Annotated in this window: 14 protein-coding genes and 1 pseudogene; 14 read left to right on the forward strand and 1 reads right to left on the reverse strand. The window is 71.8% G+C overall.

The genetic code is table 11. From position 1 onward, the window contains the following. The first annotated feature begins 4 nt into the window (after positions 1-4). The 11 genes and pseudogenes from ACWC24_RS37090 to ACWC24_RS37140 form a co-directional block, all read left to right on the forward strand. The gene (locus ACWC24_RS37090; RefSeq protein WP_450667314.1) at positions 5-967 is read left to right on the forward strand and encodes an ABC transporter permease; all 963 of its coding nucleotides are present in this window, start codon (positions 5-7) and stop codon (positions 965-967) included. Beyond that, on the forward strand, positions 964-1,899 hold the full coding sequence (locus ACWC24_RS37095) for an ABC transporter permease (RefSeq protein ID WP_450667315.1): 936 nt from the start codon (positions 964-966) through the stop codon (positions 1,897-1,899). Before ACWC24_RS37090 ends, ACWC24_RS37095 begins: the two co-directional genes overlap by 4 nt. Before the next feature lie 84 nt (positions 1,900-1,983). Further along, positions 1,984-3,633, forward strand: coding sequence for a dipeptide ABC transporter ATP-binding protein (locus tag ACWC24_RS37100; RefSeq protein ID WP_450667316.1), 1,650 nt, complete (start codon positions 1,984-1,986; stop codon positions 3,631-3,633). 100 nt (positions 3,634-3,733) lie between these two features. After that, complete coding sequence (locus tag ACWC24_RS37105; protein WP_450667317.1) at positions 3,734-4,717, forward strand: formylglycine-generating enzyme family protein; 984 nt, start codon at positions 3,734-3,736, stop codon at positions 4,715-4,717. A 164-nt stretch (positions 4,718-4,881) separates the two neighbouring features. After that, positions 4,882-6,138: an ROK family transcriptional regulator gene (locus ACWC24_RS37110; RefSeq protein ID WP_450667318.1), complete on the forward strand. Its 1,257-nt coding sequence runs from the start codon at positions 4,882-4,884 to the stop codon at positions 6,136-6,138. Positions 6,139-6,169: 31 nt separating this feature from the next. Beyond that, a complete protein-coding gene (locus ACWC24_RS37115) occupies positions 6,170-6,982 on the forward strand; it encodes an ABC transporter permease (protein ID WP_450667319.1) in 813 nt (270 codons plus the stop codon). A gap of 101 nt (positions 6,983-7,083) precedes the next feature. Further along, on the forward strand, positions 7,084-7,863 hold the full coding sequence (locus ACWC24_RS37120) for an ABC transporter ATP-binding protein (protein ID WP_450667328.1): 780 nt from the start codon (positions 7,084-7,086) through the stop codon (positions 7,861-7,863). A 67-nt stretch (positions 7,864-7,930) separates the two neighbouring features. Then, positions 7,931-8,917 (forward strand): aliphatic sulfonate ABC transporter substrate-binding protein, encoded by a 987-nt coding sequence (locus ACWC24_RS37125; RefSeq protein ID WP_450667320.1) that lies wholly within the window; start codon positions 7,931-7,933, stop codon positions 8,915-8,917. Next, positions 8,914-10,377: a sulfatase-like hydrolase/transferase gene (locus tag ACWC24_RS37130; RefSeq protein WP_450667321.1), complete on the forward strand. Its 1,464-nt coding sequence runs from the start codon at positions 8,914-8,916 to the stop codon at positions 10,375-10,377. The genes ACWC24_RS37125 and ACWC24_RS37130 overlap by 4 nt, the downstream gene beginning before the upstream one ends. Before the next feature lie 19 nt (positions 10,378-10,396). After that, positions 10,397-12,739 carry a family 43 glycosylhydrolase gene (locus ACWC24_RS37135; RefSeq protein ID WP_450667322.1) on the forward strand — a complete coding sequence of 781 codons (2,343 nt, stop codon included), beginning with the start codon at positions 10,397-10,399 and terminating at the stop codon, positions 12,737-12,739. After that, a pseudogene (locus ACWC24_RS37140) lies at positions 12,694-12,915 on the forward strand (integrase core domain-containing protein); the annotation flags it as partial. The gene ACWC24_RS37135 and the pseudogene ACWC24_RS37140, both read left to right, overlap by 46 nt. On the opposite strand, the gene ACWC24_RS37145 reads toward ACWC24_RS37140, so the two are convergent. Beyond that, positions 12,912-13,340: an ankyrin repeat domain-containing protein gene (locus ACWC24_RS37145; RefSeq protein ID WP_450667323.1), complete on the reverse strand. Its 429-nt coding sequence runs from the start codon at positions 13,338-13,340 to the stop codon at positions 12,912-12,914. The pseudogene ACWC24_RS37140 and the gene ACWC24_RS37145 overlap by 4 nt on opposite strands. 160 nt (positions 13,341-13,500) lie before the next feature. Between ACWC24_RS37145 and ACWC24_RS37150 the strand changes: the two genes are divergently transcribed. The 3 genes from ACWC24_RS37150 (at position 13,501) to ACWC24_RS37160 (ending at position 17,498) form a co-directional block, all read left to right on the forward strand. Then, on the forward strand, positions 13,501-14,781 hold the full coding sequence (locus ACWC24_RS37150) for a M20 metallopeptidase family protein (RefSeq protein WP_450667324.1): 1,281 nt from the start codon (positions 13,501-13,503) through the stop codon (positions 14,779-14,781). Between the two features lie 229 nt (positions 14,782-15,010). Further along, a complete protein-coding gene (locus ACWC24_RS37155) occupies positions 15,011-16,900 on the forward strand; it encodes an ATP-binding cassette domain-containing protein (protein WP_450667325.1) in 1,890 nt (629 codons plus the stop codon). Between the two features lie 73 nt (positions 16,901-16,973). Beyond that, positions 16,974-17,498, forward strand: coding sequence for a GNAT family N-acetyltransferase (locus tag ACWC24_RS37160; RefSeq protein WP_450667326.1), 525 nt, complete (start codon positions 16,974-16,976; stop codon positions 17,496-17,498). Positions 17,499-17,784: the final 286 nt, after the last annotated feature.

A 17,784-nucleotide genomic window follows, 5' to 3' on the forward strand; every position in this document is an offset into this window, starting at 1 on the left:
CCCCGTGCGCGGCTATGTGCTCAAACGGCTCGCGCAGGCGGTCGGGGTGCTGTGGGCGGCGTACACCGTGTCGTTCCTGGTGCTGGACTACCTGCCGGGTGACCCGGTCACGGCGATGGCCGGTGCCGGAATGGACTCGGGGCAGGTCGATCCCCGACAGATCGCCGCGCTGCGGCACGAGTACGGCTTCGACAAGCCGGTGCTCGCGCAGTACGCCGAGTATCTCGGGCGGGCGGTGCGCGGGGACTTCGGCGACTCGGTCAGCACCGGCCGACCGGTCGCCTCGACCCTGGCCGACGCTCTGCCCCAGACCCTCCAACTGACCGCGACAGCGCTGCTGTTCGCGGTGGTCCTCGGCGGCGGACTGGCGGTGGCCGCGACGTACACCACGCGGCGTCGGCTGCGGCAGCTGCTGCTGTCGCTGCCGCCGCTGGGGGTGTCGGTCCCGACGTTCTGGGTGGGGCTGCTGCTCGTCGAGGTGTTCTCCTTCCGTCTGCGCTGGTTCCCCGCGTTCGGCAACGACGGGCCGAGCGGGTTGGTGCTGCCGGCGCTGACGCTGGCGGTCCCGACCGGCGCCCAGATCGCGCAGGTGCTGGCCAAGAGCCTGCTCACCGCGCTCGACCAGGCGTATGTGGAGACCGCCCGTGCCAAGGGCGCGGGCCGGTGGCGGGTCCATCTGCGGCACGCGCTGCGCAACGCCTCCCTGCCTGCGCTGACGGTCGTCGGCCTGCTGGTGGGGCAGCTGATCGCCGGTTCGGTCGTCGTCGAGACGGTGTTCTCCCGTGACGGCCTGGGCCGGGTGACCGCGGCGGCTGTCACGGCCCAGGACATCCCGGTGGTCCAGGGGGTGGTGGCGTTCGGCGCGCTGGTCTTCGTGACGGCGAACCTGGTCGTCGACCTGGTCTATCCGCTGCTCGACCCACGGATCGTGATGGCCTCCCCGGGCGGAAGGGCGCGTGTCGTATGAGCCAGAGCCTGAGTCAGAGCCTTGTCGAGGCTCCCGCCGAGGCCGCGCCCGGCCTCGCCCGGCCGGTCGGTGCGTCGTCCGTTCCCGAACCGGGGCGCCGCCTCGGCGTACGGCGGATGCTGCGGTTCCTGGTGCTCCGGCCCGGTCTGCTGCTGTCGGTCGGCGTGCTGGTGCTGGTGGTGGCGGCCTCGTTCCGGCCGCGGCTGTTCACCTCGCGGGACCCGCTGAAGGGGGTGCCGACGCAGAACTTCCGCGGCCCGAGCGGTGCGCACTGGTTCGGCACGGACGAGCTGGGGCGCGATGTGTTCGCCCGGGTGGTGCACGGCGCCCAGCTGTCCCTGAAGGCGACGCTGATCGCGGTGCTGGTGGCCTTCGTGGTGGGCGGGCTGCTCGGTGTGGTCGCCGGGTTCGTCGGCCGTTGGGTGGACGACGTGGTGATGCGTTTCGTCGACGTCCTGCTGTCCATCCCCGCGCTGTTCCTGTCGCTGGCCCTGGTGACCGCGCTGGGATACGGGACGGTGAAGGTGGCCGTCGCGGTCGGCATCGCCAGTGTCGCCTCCTTCGCCCGCGTCGCGCGCGCCGAGGTGCTCCGGGTGCGTCAGGCGGTGTTCGTCGAGGCGTCCCGCTCCTGTGGGGCCCGCTGGTACTCGGTGCTGGGCCGGCATGTGCTGCCCAATGCCGCGGGCCCGGTGATCGTCCTGGCCACCCTCGACTTCGGCGCCTCCATCCTGGCGGTGTCGGCGCTGAGCTTCCTCGGCTACGGCGCTCCCCCGCCCGCTCCGGAGTGGGGCACGTTGATCTCCGAGGGCCGCAACTACCTGGCCAACGCCTGGTGGTTGACCGCGCTGCCCGGTCTGGCGATCGCCGCGACCGTACTGGCCACCAACCGCGTCGCGAGGGCGCTGGACGGCGAATGGTCCCGCCGACGATGACCGACCGACCGACGAGAGAAGGGTGGGAGTGGTGGGAGCAATGAGAGCGGGGCGGACAGTGAGGGCTCTGAAAGCGGTGCGGACGTGACCGCACCACTGCTGGAGATCCGCGGCCTGTCCGTCTCGTACCGCACTCGCGGCGGCACCGTGGCGGCCGTCCGGGGCGTGGACCTCGACGTATGGCCGGGACAGGTGACGGCGGTGGTCGGCGGGTCGGGCTCCGGCAAGAGCACGACCGCGCACGCCATCACCAGGCTCCTGCCGGACAGCGGCAGCATCGACGCGGGCACGGTCCGGTTTGGCCGGCACGACCTGACCACGCTGTCGGAGGCGGAGCTGCGCACCGTGCGCGGGGCGCGGATCGGCCTCGTACCCCAGGACCCGACCGTGTCGCTCAACCCGGTCAAACGGATCGGCGAGCAGGTCGCCGAGGTGCTGCGCATCCACGGACTCGCGAGCCGCCGCTCGGCCGCCGCCGAGGCGATCGAGGTCCTGGACCGGGCCGGACTGCCCGACGCGGCCGTCCGGGCCCGGCAGTACCCGCACGAACTCTCCGGCGGAATGCGGCAACGGGTCCTGATCGCCGTCGCGATCGCGGCGCGACCCGAGTTGATCATCGCCGACGAGCCGACCAGCGCGCTCGACGTCACCGTGCAGCGGGTCATCCTCGACCATCTCCAGCGCCTCGCCGAGGAGTCGGGCACGGCGGTCCTGCTGGTGACCCACGACCTCGGGGTCGCCGCCGACCGGGCGCAGCGGCTGGTGGTCATGGCGCAGGGCCGGGTGGTGGAGGCGGGCCCCACCCGTGACGTCCTCGCCGGCCCCCGGGACGCGTACACCCGGCAGTTGCTGGCGAGCGCCCCGAGCCTCACCGGCGGGCGCCGCCGCCCGTCCCCATCCGCGCCGCCCACGACGGACACGGGTCCCCTGCTGGAAGTGCGCAACCTGGTCAAGGAGTTCCGGCTGCCCCGCACCGGCGACGGGCCCCGGACCCTGCGTGCCGTCGACGACGTCAGCTTCACCCTCCGGCGCGGACGGACCCTCGCGCTGGTGGGCGAGTCGGGCTCGGGCAAGTCCACCACCGCGCGGCTGGTGCTCCGGCTCGCCGACGCGACCGCCGGGCAGGTCCTGTTCGACGGCGCCGACGTCACCACCGCCACAGGCACTCGTGCCAGACAGCTGCGCCGCCGTGCCCAGCTCGTCTACCAGAACCCGTACGCGTCCCTCGATCCGCGCTTCTCCATCGGCGAGGTGATCACGGAGCCACTGCGCGCCTTCAAGGTCGGCAATCGCGTCTCCCGGCTCGCGCGGGCCCGCGAACTGCTCGACCGGGTGGCGCTTCCGGCGGCCGTGCTGGAGCGGCGGCCCGCGGAGCTGTCCGGCGGGCAGCGTCAGCGGGTGGCGATCGCCCGCGCGCTCGTCCTCTCCCCCGACCTGGTGGTGTGCGACGAGCCCGTCTCCGCGCTCGACGTGTCGGTGCAGGCCCAAGTGCTGGAGCTGCTGGCCGAGTTGCAGGCGGACTTGGGGGTGGCGTACCTCTTCATCTCGCACGACCTGGCCGTCGTACGCCAGATCGCGCACCAGGTCGCCGTCATGCGGGCGGGCCGGGTCGTGGAGACGGGTCCTGCGGACGACCTCTTCGCCCGCCCACGGCACGCGTACACCCGCGAGTTGCTCGCGGCGATCCCTGGCGGTCGGGATCCGGTCCGCGCGGCCGGGACGGTGACGGGGTGAAGGACCGATGACGGCACACTGAGCCGACGTACCGTCAAAATGCGCTGTTCGTGAGGGACGTAGCCTCGGGGCAGCGGATCAGTCCGATGCTGGAGGTCACATGGCACCGTCCGAGGCGGAACCCGGGAGCTGCTGCACACCCCCCGGCGGCGGCACCCACACGGCTCGGACGGGGCTCGGGGCCACGGTCCGCCTGGAGCCGCACCGACCGCCGGGCGCCACCGACCCGGGCGGGCACCAGGGCATGGTGCTGCTCGACGGCGGCACGTTCCTGATGGGGACCGACGACCCGGACGGGTTCCCGGAGGACGGCGAGGGCCCCGTGCGCGAGGTCACCGTGTCGCCCTTCTGGATCGATGTCCACGCGGTGACCAACGAGCGGTTCTCCCGGTTCGTGGACGCGACCGGTCACGTCACCGAGGCGGAACGATTCGGCTGGTCCTATGTGTTCGCGGGGTTCCTGCCCGCACAGCTGCGGCGCGGGGCGGTCCGGCCGCCGCAGTCCCCGTGGTGGTGCGGTGTCGAAGGAGCTCACTGGCGCGCGCCCGAGGGGCCGGGCAGCGATGTCGACGACCGGGCGGACCATCCCGTGGTCCATGTCTCGCACCACGACGCGCTCGCCTACTGCCGGTGGGCCGGCGTCCGGCTGCCGACCGAGGCACAGTGGGAGTACGCCGCACGCGGGGGGCTCGAACAGCGCCGGTTCCCCTGGGGCGACGAGCTGACGCCGGGCGGGGAGCACCGCTGCAACATCTGGCAGGGCCGCTTCCCCACCAGGAACACGGCGGAGGACGGTTACCGGGGGACGGCACCCGTGGACGCCTTCGAGCCCAACGGCTTCGGGTTGTACAACGTGTCCGGCAACGTCTGGGAGTGGTGTGCGGACTGGTGGGGCACCGGACACGTTCCCCGTCGCCGCACCGACCCGCGAGGGCCGGCCCGGGGCACGTCGCGGGTGATGCGCGGCGGCTCGTACCTGTGCCATCACTCGTACTGCAACCGCTACCGGGTCTCGGCGCGCACCGCAAACACACCGGACAGCAGCACCGGGAATCTGGGCTTCCGCTGCGTCCGGGACGTCTGACGCGGACACTGTTTGTTGCGGCGTCATGAAACATTGCGGCCGTCCCGAAGTCCGACGACACGTCTCCGACCTGCACTGATCGCACCCGCGCGAGGGTCGGCCGCGAACTCCGGAATTTTTCCGGGCTGTTGACGTAAAAGTGGGGCCGTCCCCATCCTGGCTGCATGCCATCCGACCATCAGGGACCGCTGGCGCGCCTGCGCCGGGGACACGAGGAACGCGTACTCCGACTGCTGCGCACGCACGGCCCGCTCAGCCGGGGCGAGCTGGGCAGGCTCAGCGGTCTGTCCCGCACGACGCTGTACGACATCGTCACCGCCCTGGTGGAGAGCGGCGCCGTCGTGGCCACGGCACCCGCGCCCGCCGAGCGGCGCCGGGGCCGTCCGGTCGAGACGCTGACCCTGCATCCCGACGCCGGCCAGGCGATCGGCATCGACTTCGCCCGGCGGGCGGTGCACGTGGCCGCGGTCAACCTGGCTCACGAGGTGATCGGTTCGGCGAGCCAGGCGCACGCCCCGGACCTCGGCTGGGAGGACCGGGTCGAGCTGGCCGGAGTCCTGGTCGGCCGACTCGCCGGGGGCACGCTGCGGCTGGGCGCGCTGAGCGGTGTCGGCGTCGGCGTGGTCGGCCCGGTCGACGCCCGGCCGTCCGCCGACACCGAATCCGGCACACCGGCCGACCTCGCCACCGGCACCGGCACCGGCACCGGCCCGGCGGACGGCGTGGTGGGCGGCACCGAGTCCGCTCCCCGTCCCGCCCTCGCCGACCTCCCCCTCCTGCTCCGCAAGCGGTTCGGCGTCCCCGTGCTCCTCGACAACAACACGCGGCTCGCGTCGCTGGCCGAGGCGACCTGGGGAGCGGCGGCCGGTGTGCAGGACGTGCTGTACCTCCGGCTGTCGTACGGCGTCGGCGGCGGTCTGGTGGTCGGCGGGGCGCTGCACCGCGGCGCGCACGGGCTGTCCGGCGAGTTCGGCCACATCACGGCCGAGCCCGACGGGCGCCGATGTTCGTGCGGCAAGCGCGGCTGCCTGGAGACCGTCGCCTCGATCGGCGCGGTCCTGGACGCCCATGGCACGGCAGCCGACCTGCCCGCCTTCCTGGCCCTGCTGCCGCACGACCCGGCTGCGGTCCGGGTGCTGGAGCAGGTGGGAAGCCGCGTCGGCACCGTCCTCGCGGCGGTGTGCAACGCGATCGGTCCCGACGTCACGGTGCTGGGCGGCGAACTGGCCGCGGCCGGAACGGCGTTGTTCGGCTCCGTCGAACGCGCGCTGCGCGCGCACCTCATGCCGATCTCGCGGTCACGGGCCGACCTTCGGGCCGCCACCCTCGGCGAGGCGGGCGGCGCACTCGGCGCCATCGCCCTCGTCCTGCACGAATCCCCCCTGCTCGCCCGTTACCCCGCCTCCGATCCCTTGGAGTGATCATGAACGCTCCCGTCCCGCGGAGACCGCCATGGCCGTGATCAGCGCCTCCGGCAAGACCCCTGCCTCGTCCGCGTCGGCGCCCCGCCGGGGCCGCCGGACCCCGCCTCCGGCCCTGCTCAACCTGATCGCCCTGGTCGTGGGCGTCACCGTGTGGGCCGTCGCCGCCGCGACCCGGGCGGTGGACGTGCCGGGGCCGCTCTCGGTGGCCTACCGCGCCGTGCACCTGCTGGGCGACGGCACGCTCGAACAGGACGCCCTGGCCAGTCTGCGCCGGGTGTTCCTGGGCTTCGCGCTCGGCACCCTGCTGGCCGTGCCGGTCGGATTCCTGATGGGCTGGTACCCGGTGGCCCGCGGACTCCTCGAACCGTACGTGCAGTTCTTCCGGACCGTACCGCCGCTGGCGATCATTCCGCTGGCCATCGTGCTCATGGGCATCGACGAGACGCCGAAGGTGTTCGTCATCTTCCTCGCCGCGTTCCTGTCCAGCGTGGTGGCGGCCTTCCAGGGAGTCATCGGCGTCGACCGCACGCTCATCGACGCGGCCCGTGTGCTGGGCGCACCCGACCGAGTCATCTTCTTGAAGGTGGTGGTCCCGGCGGCGACCCCGTTCCTTCTGGTGGGGATGCGGATCGGCCTGGGCGCCGCCTGGGGGACCGTGGTGGCGGCCGAACTCATCGCCGCGGACAAGGGACTCGGCTACGAGATGATGCACGCCCAGACCTACTACGACATCCCCACGATCTTCGTCGGTCTCATCACCATCGGGGTGATCGGGCTCCTCATGGACCGACTGCTGCTGCTCGCCGAACGCCGGCTGACCGGATGGCAGGAGCGACGATGACCCTCCGAGGACCTCTGGAGAAGCCCTCCGTCCCGGCCACGCCCCCCATACCCCCCGCGTCCCCCTCGCCGTCCGTATCACCCGTGTCGTCCGCATCGCCCGTGCGCCCCAAGATCTCCTTCCAGGAGGTCACCAGGTCCTACCCCATGAGGAGCGGGGACTTCACCGCACTCGACCGGGTGTCGCTGGACATCGGCGACCGGGAGTTCGTCACCGTCGTCGGACCGTCCGGCTGCGGCAAGTCGACGCTGCTGAACCTGGCCGCGGGGCTGGTCGAGCCGAGCGCGGGGCAGGTGCTCGTCGACGGCGCGCGGGTCACCGGTCCCGGACCCGAGCGCGGGGTCATCTTCCAGCAGTACGCGCTCTTCCCGTGGCTCACCGTACGCGGCAATGTCGAGTTCGGGCTGCGGATCGCCTCGCTGCCGGCCGGCGAGCGCAGGCGGCGCGCCGATCACGCCATCGACCTCGTGGGACTCACCGACTTCGCCGACGTGCTGCCCAAGGCGCTGTCCGGCGGGATGAAGCAGCGCTGTGCGATCGCGCGCGCCTACGCGGTCGATCCCGAAGTGCTCTTGATGGACGAGCCGTTCGGCGCACTGGACGCCCTGACCCGAGTGCAGTTGCAGGACCAGTTGCTGACGACCTGGACGCGGGAGCGCCGCACGGTCGTGTTCGTCACGCACGACGTCGAGGAGGCGGTGTACCTGGCCCGGCGCGTGGTCGTGATGGCCGCCCGGCCCGGCCGGATCCACCGGATCATCGAGGTGGACCTGCCGTATCCGCGGACCGAGGAACTGCGCCTGTCACCGGAGTTCACCCGGATCCGCAACGAGGTCTGGACGTCGGTCTACCACCAGCAGCCGGCCGGCTGGGCCGTCTGACCTCCCTCCCCTTCTTCACTCCGGCCCACCGACTTCACCCCGGCCCACCGAAAGAAGAGACCCTTCCATGAGTCTGTCCCGTCGCGCCTTCATTTCGACACTGTCCGCCACCGCACTGACACTCTCCGTCGCATCCTGCTCGTCGTCCGACGACGCCGGCGGCGACGGGGCCACGAAGATCCGCTTCGGCTACATCGAGGACTACAACGGCGCGAGCCTGCTCGCGATCGCCGACGCGCAGGGCCTGTGGAAGAAGCACGGTCTCTCCGCCTCGATCAGGGCCTTCGTCAACGGTCCGGTCCAGATCCAGGCACTGGGCACCGGCGACCTCGACTACGGCTACATCGGTCCCGGTGCCCTGTGGCTGCCCGCGTCCGGCAAGGCGAAGGTCGTCGCGATCGACACGCTCACCTTCGCCGACCGGGTCATCGCCCGGCCCGGCATCACCTCCGTCGCCGGGCTGAGGGGCAAGAAGGTGGGCGTGCCCGAGGGCACCTCGGGCGAGATGGTGCTCAACCTCGCACTGCGGCAGGCCGGGATGACCATGGACGACATCCGGAAGGTGGCGATGGAACCGGCCACCATCGTCTCCGCGTTCGCCTCCGGGCAGATCGACGGGGCCGGCATCTGGTACCCGTTGCTCGACACCATCAAGGAGAAGGTGCCCGGCCTGGTGGAGGTGGCGAGCACACAGGACATCGGCGGCAACTTCCCGACGGCGTTCGTCTCCGGCCGGAAGGTCAGTTCGGCGACGGACAAGAAGGTCGTCAAGGTGCTGGCCGAGGCCAACGACTGGCGCTCCGCGCACCCCGACGCGGCGATCGCCGCCGCCGCGAAGCTGCTCAAGGTCCCCGAGGCCAAGGTCGGATCCGACGCGAGTCATGTGAAGACGCTGACCACCGCCGACCTGGTCGCCAAGACCGAGGACGGAACGGTCGCCAAGTGGCTCGACGGCATGAGCGACTTCTTCGTCGGCACCGGCCAGCTGAAGAAGGCTCCCGCCGCCGACTCGTTCTACACCGCCGCCCTCTACGCCGAGGCGGCCCGCCGGTGACCAACATCCTGTTCCTGATGACCGACCAGCACCGGGTGGACACCCTGGGCTGTTACGGCAACCCGCATGTCGCCACCCCCAACCTGGACCGGCTCGCGGCCGGCGGAACCCGCTTCGACCGCTTCTACACCCCGACCGCGATCTGCACCCCGGCCCGCGCCAGTCTGCTCACCGGCCAGGCCCCCTTCCGCCACGGTCTCCTCGCCAACCACGAACGCAACGTCGGCTATCCGGAGGACCTGCGCGAGGACGCCTTCACGTTCCCCCGCGCCCTGGCCGAACGGGACTACCAGCTGGGCCTGATCGGCAAGTGGCACGCCGGGGCCCGCCGCAACGCGGCCTCCCACGGTTTCGACGGCCCCGACCTGCCCGGCTGGCACAACCCCGTCGGCCACCCCGACTACCTGGCCTACCTGGAGGAACGCGGCCTGCCGCCGTACCGCATCACCGATCCCGTTCGCGGCACCACCCCCAACGGCAACCCGGGCAACCTGCTTGCCGCCCGGCTGCGCCAGCCCGTCGAGGCGACCTTCGAGCACTACCTCGCCAGCCGCGCCATCGAGCAACTGGACAAGTACGCGGCCGACGGGCGCCCCTTCTACCTGGCCACCCACTTCTTCGGCCCCCACTTGCCGTACCTGATCCCGGACGCCTACTACGACCGGTACGACCCGGACCTGGTCGAACTGCCCGCGTCGATCGCCGAGACCTTCGAGGGCAAACCCCCCGTCCAGCGCAACTACAGCGCGCACTGGACCTTCGACACCATGCCGATCGAGGTCACCCGCAAACTGATCGCCGTCTACTGGGGTTACGTCACCCTCATCGACGAACAGATCGGCCGCGTCCTCGACCGGCTCGACGAACTGGGGCTCACCGACGACACAGCCGTGTTCTTCACGGCCGACCACGGCGAGTTCACCGGCGCCCACCGGCTGCACGACAAGGGCCCGGCGATGTACGAGGACATCTACCGCATCCCCGGAATCATCCGCGTCCCCGGCCGACGGCCCCAAGTGCGACGGGAGTTCGCCAGTCTCACCGACTGCACCGCGACCGTCCTGGAGCTGGCCGGCTGCGACACCTCGCCCGCCACCGACAGCCGCAGCCTGCTTCCGCTCGTACGCGGCGAACACCCCGACTGGCCGGACGAGTTGCTCGCCGAGTTCCACGGCCATCACTTCCCCTGCCCACAGCGGATGCTGCGCGACGACCGCTACAAGCTCGTCGTCAACCCGGAGTCGGTCAACGAGCTCTACGACCTCCAAGCCGACCCGCACGAGCTGTCCAACCGCTACGGACATCCCGAACTGGCCGACGTGCGCCGCCGGATGATGCGCCGCATGTACGACCTGCTGAGGGAGCGCGGCGACAACTTCCACCACTGGATGACCCAGATGTTCGACATCGGCGCCTCCGATCACGACCCCACCCTGAGCTCCTTCGAACCCACCCGCTGAAAAGAGAGGTCCTCTCGGCATGAACCGAAGAGCGAGCCGCACGGCCCGGGTCCTCACCGCACTCGCCGCCGTGCTCCTGGCGGCCCTGCCGCCCGCCGTCCAGCAGGCCACGGCCGTCCCGCAGACCTCGGCGGCGCCACGGCAGACCGCGACGACGTACACGAACCCGGTGACCGCGGGAGTCGTCGACACCTTTCCCGACCCGGCGGTGATCCGCGGCAAGGACGGCTACTGGTACGCCTACGGCACCCAGAACCCGGTCTTCCAGAGCGCGGGCGAGACCGGCGAACGCATGCTCCCGATCCTGCGGTCGGCGGACCTGACGCACTGGGAGTACGCCGGTCAGGTCTTCACGCCCGCCACCCAGCCCGCCTGGCACGGCGGGTCCCGGCTGTGGGCACCGGACATCCGTTACACCGACGGCCACTACAACCTCTTCTACTCCGTGCCCGGCAAGGACACCGTCGGCGTGGCCACCGCGCCCACGCCCACCGGCCCGTGGACCGACCGGGGCGCGGTGCTGCCGGACGACAGCGGCTGCGCCACCGGGGACATCGACCAGGCCCAGTTCACCGACGTGGGCGGACAGCCGTACCTGTACTGGGGCAGCTACGACACCATCTGCGTAGCCAGGATGAACGGCGACCGCACCCGCGTCGAAGGCGCCGTAACCGAGGTCGCACAGGGCCGTCGCATGGAAGGCGGCTTCGTGGCCCGCCGCGGCGGCTTCTACTACCTCTTCTACTCGGACGCCGGCTGCTGCGACGGCGCCTTCAGCGGCTACCAGGTCAAGGTGGGCCGCGCCACCAGCCCGACCGGCCCCTTCACCGACGACCAGGGGGTCGAGCTGACCGCCGGCACCAGCAAGGGTGCGGTGGTGCTGGGCGCGAACGGTGACCGATGGGTGGGGCCGGGACACAACGCGCTCCAGACCGACCTGTCCGGCCAGGACTGGCTCGTCTATCACGCGGTCCCCGCCGACGACCCCGACCTGGACCCCGTCCCCGGCATCGACCGCACGCTCAGCCGACGCCCCCTGCTGATCGACCGGCTCGACTGGATCGACGGCTGGCCCGTCGTCCGGGCCGGTGCGGGCCCCTCCACGGACGCCCAGCCCGCCCCCGTCACCACCTGGGACGTCGGCAGCACCTTCGACGACGGCTCCCTCACCGGCTGGCAGCCCCAGGACTCCGGCACGGCCGGCTGGGCGACCGCGACCGAACAGGACTCCGGCGGGTACGTCACCCACAGCGGCAGCGGCACCGACCCGGCCTCCCTGGTGTCGGCCGCGACGGTCGGAGCGCAGGTGCGCGCCGAGGCCGACCTGCGGGTGACCTCGGCGACCGGCGCCGCGGGGCTGCTGCTGGCCCGCACGAACGCGAGCAACTACGTCGTGGCCTGGCTCGACCGGGACCGGGGCGCGCTGGTCACGGACGTGCGGGTGAACGGTGTCAGCGCGGGCGAACAGGTGACGGCGCTGCCGTCCGGCTTCCAGTGGAGCGCCTGGCGCAATGTCGCCACCGAACTGCGCGGCCGACAGCTCACCGTCGAGGTCAGCGCCGACCGGCTGCACGACGCGGTGGCCACCCAGCAGCGCACCCTGCCCGCCGCGGCCGCCCACGCGGGCCGGATCGGCATCGCGGCACGCGGCACCGGGGCGGCGGCCGACAACGTGGGCGCCGTGACGCTGTACAGTCCGGTCACCCGGCGGGTCGCCGACCCGCAGCCCGGACGGCTGCTGCCCGCGTACAGCGACGAGTTCGACACCCCGGCCCTCACCACGGACTGGACCTGGGTCCGCGGCCCGGCCACCGGAGTGACGACCGGCGACGGGACGTTGTCCTGGGCGACGCAGAACGCCGAGCTGAACCTCGGCGACAACACCGCGTCGGTGCTCACCCGGGCCGCGCCCGCGGGCGACTTCACCGTGGAGAGCGAGCTTCACCTCGACTCCGGACCGGGCAACCAGCAGGCGGGACTCGTCCTCTACGGCGGCGACGACCGGTACTTCAAACTGGTCCACGCCGTCCTGCCGATCGCCCACACCGGCAAGGTCACCCATGTCACCGAGTTCGCGAAGGAGGGGGCCCGGCCCACCACCACACCGCCGACACCGGTGGCGTACGGCCCGATGTGGGGCGGCCCCGCGGCACAGACGACATGGCTGCGGCTGTCGTACCACTACGACCCCTCCGGCGACGAGCACCGGGTGCGTGCCGCCACCAGCACCGACGGGACGCGCTGGACGTGGACCGGCGTATGGACCCTGCCGAAGGAGCAGCCGCTGCGCATCGGCCTGGTCTCCCTCAACACGGCAGGAACGACCGCCCACTTCGATTACGTGCACACCTACGGCGGCTGAACCTCCGCACCCTGTTCGACGAATGGGCCTACCTGCGGCCCTACACCTCAAACGACGAGCGGACCGCCGCCCCGGCAGACTTCCTGCACACCTACAACCACCACCGCTGCCACACCGCACTCGGAGGCCACCCACCGATCAGCCGCGTCAACAACCCTGCGGGTCAATACACCTAGTCGTTCAAGAGGGTCGCTCCGGCTGCGACGAGGAGGGCGGCGATCGCGGCATGGGCTCCGCGGTTCGCCCACTCCAAGGGGGACCAGCCCCTTCCGTGTTCCTCACGGCGGCCGGGGTCCGCTCCATGGGCCAACAGCACGCGCACGGTCTCGGTGTGCCCCCAGCACGCGGCCGCGCACAACGGTGTGCCGTCCGAGCCTTCACCCCTGCTCTCGGTGTCCGGGCCGGCACCGGCCTCCAGGAGCAGGCGCGCGATCCCGGCCTCTCCCTGCACGGACGCCAGATAGAGCGGGGTGGTGCCGTCGCGGTCCCGCCGCTCCGGGTGCGCTCCACGCCGCAGCAACACCCGCGCGTGCGCGGGGTCGGCATCCAGGATCGCCCCGAACAGCCGCTGGGATAGCTTTTTTTGACGTCGCTGATTCATGGTCGTCGAGGTTAGCGATCACCACCGCGCCACGGCGATACGACAACACCCCGAGGTGCAGGTGCCCCTACCCCGAAGCGGTGGCTCACCGGATGGGCAGCGCCATGCGCGTTCGGCGAGTCTGTGTCTCGGCAGACCCCTTGGGCCGAAGGAGAAGACAGTGAACCGTCCTGTGGAACGCGCCCTCGCGCGCCGCACGTTACTGGCCGGCGCGGCGGCGGCCGCTGCGGGAACCGTCTGGGCGGGTGCGGGGCCGGCCGCCGCCGCGGGGTGGAGAGGACCGGTGCGGCAGGCGGCCGTGGACGCCGAGACGGCGCGGATCGGGCAGGCGCTGATCGAGTTGCGCCGGGACATCCACCGGCACCCCGAGGCCCCGGGGCAGGAACGGCGCACGGCCGCAGTGGTGGCCCGGGAGCTGCGGGCGGCGGGACTGACCGTTGCCACCGGGGTGGGCGGTCATGGTGTCGTCGGTGTCCTGCGGGGCTCGCGCCCCGGCCGGACCGTCGCCTATCGGGCGGACATGGACGCGGTTCCGCCCACGGACATCGTCGGAACCGGCCCCGCGCCGGCCCACGTCTGCGGCCACGACCTCCACACCGCGATCGGCATCGGCGTCGCCCGGGTCCTGGCCCGGCTGCGCCCGCGCCTGAGCGGAACTGCGGTCTTCCTCTTCCAGCCCGCCGAGGAGAGTCTCTCCGGCGCCCGCGCGGTGATCGACGCGGGCGTGCTGGAGCGGCTGGGCGTCGAGGAGATCCATGCGCTGCACTGCGGACCGTTCCCGGTCGGCCGGTTCGCGTCGACCGCGGGCTACGGAATGCCGGGCCAGGACAAGGGGGAGGTGGCGCTCGCCGGACCGGACGCGGTCGATGCCGCGCGGCGCCTGGCCGCCGAGCTCGGCGCGCTCGCCACGGTGGCCCAGCCGCAGACCCCGGCGGACCTGGAGCGCATCATCGCCGACGCCCAGACGCCCGGCGGGCCGCTCGAGCGGTTCGTGGCCCTCCGGGCCACCGCCCAGGAGGCCAAGGTGAACGTGTCCTATCGCTGCTGGCCGCAGGAACGGTACGTGGAGGTACGCGACGCCGTCCGCCGAGCGGCCGTCCCCTACCCGGGTGCCGAGGTGCGCTTTCCGACCGAGCCGTTCCCGGCCCTGGTCGGCCCGGAGCGCGACGCTCGCCTGCTGGCCCGCCACCTGCGCCGCGCCCTCGGCCCGGACGCGGTCACCGAACTCCACGCCGCCTTCCCGCCCTTCAGCGGTGAGGACTTCGCCCTCTACTTGAACCGCGTTCCCGGCACCTACACGTTCCTCGGCGTCCGGACCCCCGGTGCACCCGTCACGACGAGCTACCCGCACTTCCCCGACTTCCTCCCGGACGAGCGCGCCATCGGCATCGGCGTACGGGCGATGGCCGGCTGGCTCGCGGAGCGCACCCACGGGGCGTAACGCCTGGCACCGCGACGGCCGTCGTCGGCACCGCGACGGCCGTTGTCGGCGTTTCGGCCAATCGCCCTGTCCAGCACACCTGTTGCGGGGACTGGATCCATGCATCCGGCACGCGCCGCCACGCGCGCCGTCCCGGGCTTCCAGGTCCGGCCGAAACACATGTGTTCGATATCCCGGGCTGGTCGTTGAGCCTCACGACCATGCTGGACCACCGTCAAGGGGGATCGACATGACCTCGGCCGACACCGACCGACAGCAAGCCACCGCGCCTCCTCCGCCACCGTCGGCGGAGATCTCCTACAGCGGGCAGTACTCCGTCAATCCGCTCGCCGAAGTCTCCTTCCGGCGGATGTGCGCACAGATCCCCTCCGTCCTGAGCCGGATCGCCCGGCTGTCCTGGCGGACCGACCGGCGGGCCGTTCAGTACCTGCTCGGCTGCCAGGTGGTCACGGGCGTCTCGGCCGCCGTGCTGCTGACCGCCACCGCCCGCGCCATGAGGCCCGTCCTCGGCGACGGCTCCGCGGGCGACCGGCTGCGCGGAGCCGTCCCGGCGCTGCTGGTGGTCGCACTCGCCGCCGCGCTGGGCCGCGGCGCGGCGGCCGTGGCCGTGTACGCGGAGCGGCGGATCACCCCCAGGCTGACGACGGAGACGGACAGCTCGCTGGTCGAGGCGGTGTGCCGGGTGGAGGCGTCCGCGTACGCGGAGGAGGGGTTCTCGGACCGGCACGAGGCGGCCGAGATGGGGGTGATCCGCACCCAGGTCATGGTCACCGACGCCCAGCGGTTCCTGTCCGCGCTGATCCGGATGGTCACCGCCGGCGGTGTGCTGTCGGTGCTGAACCCGCTGATGCTGCCGCTGCTCCTGCTCGCCGTGCTGCCGGCCGGTGCGGGTGCGGTCCTGACCGCCCGGGTCGACTACGAGATCCACTACGCCAACGTCGCCGACCGCAACGTACGCGGCATGATGCGCTGGTGGGCGACCACCTCGAAGTACGGCGACGAGGTGCGCGCCAACTCGATGAGCGACTACCTCGTCTACTGGTACCGGGCCCTGTCGGACCGGTGCGACCGGCGCACCCTGGCCGCCGCGCCGCGGACCCTGCGGATCGCGGTCCTCTCCGCGTCGGCCGGCGGTGTCTTCCTCGTCGCCACCTGGGGAGCCCTCGCGTGGCTCGCGGTCTCGGGCCGGATCGAACTGGCGGTCGCGGCCACGGCCGTCATCGCCGTGCAGACCACGCTCGCCGCGCTCTCCCAGGTCGTCGTCAACGGTGCCGCGGTCTTCCACACCAGTCTCTACCTGAGCGACATGCAGGCCTTTCTCGACGACGCCGCGGCTCGCGCCCCCAAGCGAGGCGTGGTCAGGCACGGCGCCGCGACCGAGCAGATCCGGCTCGAGGAGGTCGTCTACCAATACCCGGGCAAGGACAAGCCCGCCGTCGACGGCGTCTCTCTCACCCTGGAACGCGGCCAGATCCTCGCGATCGTCGGAGCGAACGGCTCGGGCAAGTCCACGCTCACCCGCCTGCTCACCGGCATCTACCTGCCGGACAAGGGCCGGGTCACCTGGAACGGCACCGACCTCGCCGAGGTGGACCCCATCACCGTGTGGGCACGCACCGGCCTGGTACCGCAGATCTTCGCCCAGTGGCCGATGCCGGTCCGCGAGAACGTCACCCTCGGCCAGCCCCGCACCCACGACGACGCACCCGTCTGGGAGGCCATCGACGCGGTCGGCCTGCGCGAAGCCGTCGACGATCTGCCCGCGGGCCTGGACACCCTGCTGTCCCGCGACATCTTCGGCGGCTCCGAGCTGTCCGGCGGTCAGTGGCAGCGCGTGGCGTGCGCCAGGGCCCTGTACCGCCGCCCCGGGCTGCTGATCCTGGACGAGCCGACGTCCCAGATGGACCCGCGCGGCGAGCACCAGATCTTCGAGCGGATCAAGGCCATCGCCGCAGGCCGCATCACCATCGTGGTCACCCACCGCCTGGAGAACACCAAGATCGCCGACCATATCGTCGTGATGGAGCACGGCCGGATCACCGAGCAGGGCCGGTACGACGACCTCGTCCACGCCGGCGGAACCTTCGCCGAACTCCTTGAACTCTCCCAGGACCGCTGACCGCCTCCGCCTCGTCCGTCCGCCGCCGTATCGACTCGTGGCAAACCCGCCCCGAGCCCGTACCGTCAGGGCCATGAGCACCGCATCGCCGACCCTGCACGGACGCCGGGGCGTGGTCCTGAGGCACGCCGACCACCGGGACATCCCGCGCCTGGCCGCGATCCGCGCCACGCCGGAGGTGCACCGGTGGTGGCGGGGCGGCCCCGATCTGGCGGCGGAGGTGGCCGAGGACCTCGCCGACGCGGACACCCAGGTGTTCGTGGTGGAGTACGAGGGACAGGTGGTCGGACAGATCCAGTGGTACGCCGAGCAGGACCCGGAGTACCGGCACGCCGGCATCGACGTCTACCTCGACCCGTCGGTCCACGGCCGGGGCCTGGGGACGGACGCCGTCCGCACCCTGGTCCAGCACCTGATCGAGGACCACGCCCACCACCGCCTCGTCATCGACCCGGCGGCCGACAACGCGGCGGCCATCGCCTGCTACCGCAAGGTGGGATTCCGTCCGATCGGCATCATGCGGGCGTACGAGCGGGGCTCGGACGGAAGGTGGCACGACGGCCTGCTGATGGACCTCCTCGCCACCGACCTGGTCTGAGCCCGTCGACGTACGCGCGGTCACATCGACCGCACCCGCACCGTGATCCCCCGTGCGCGCAGTGTCGCGGAACCGGTGAAGCACCCCACATGACCCACGTCACCCACTACCCGCGATAGTGGATGAAAAGGGACATGTTTGGACGCGCACACATGCTTTGACCTGCGGATTGAGAGCCAGCTCACACCAATCGGCAAACACCCCAATGCGGCCACAACTAGTAAAAGGGGTCATTGCGGACGCCTCTCGGGCCTGCTTGTCTTGAGGACGTCGCCAGGCACCACGA

It is taken from the genome of Streptomyces sp. NPDC001443 (assembly GCF_053597355.1).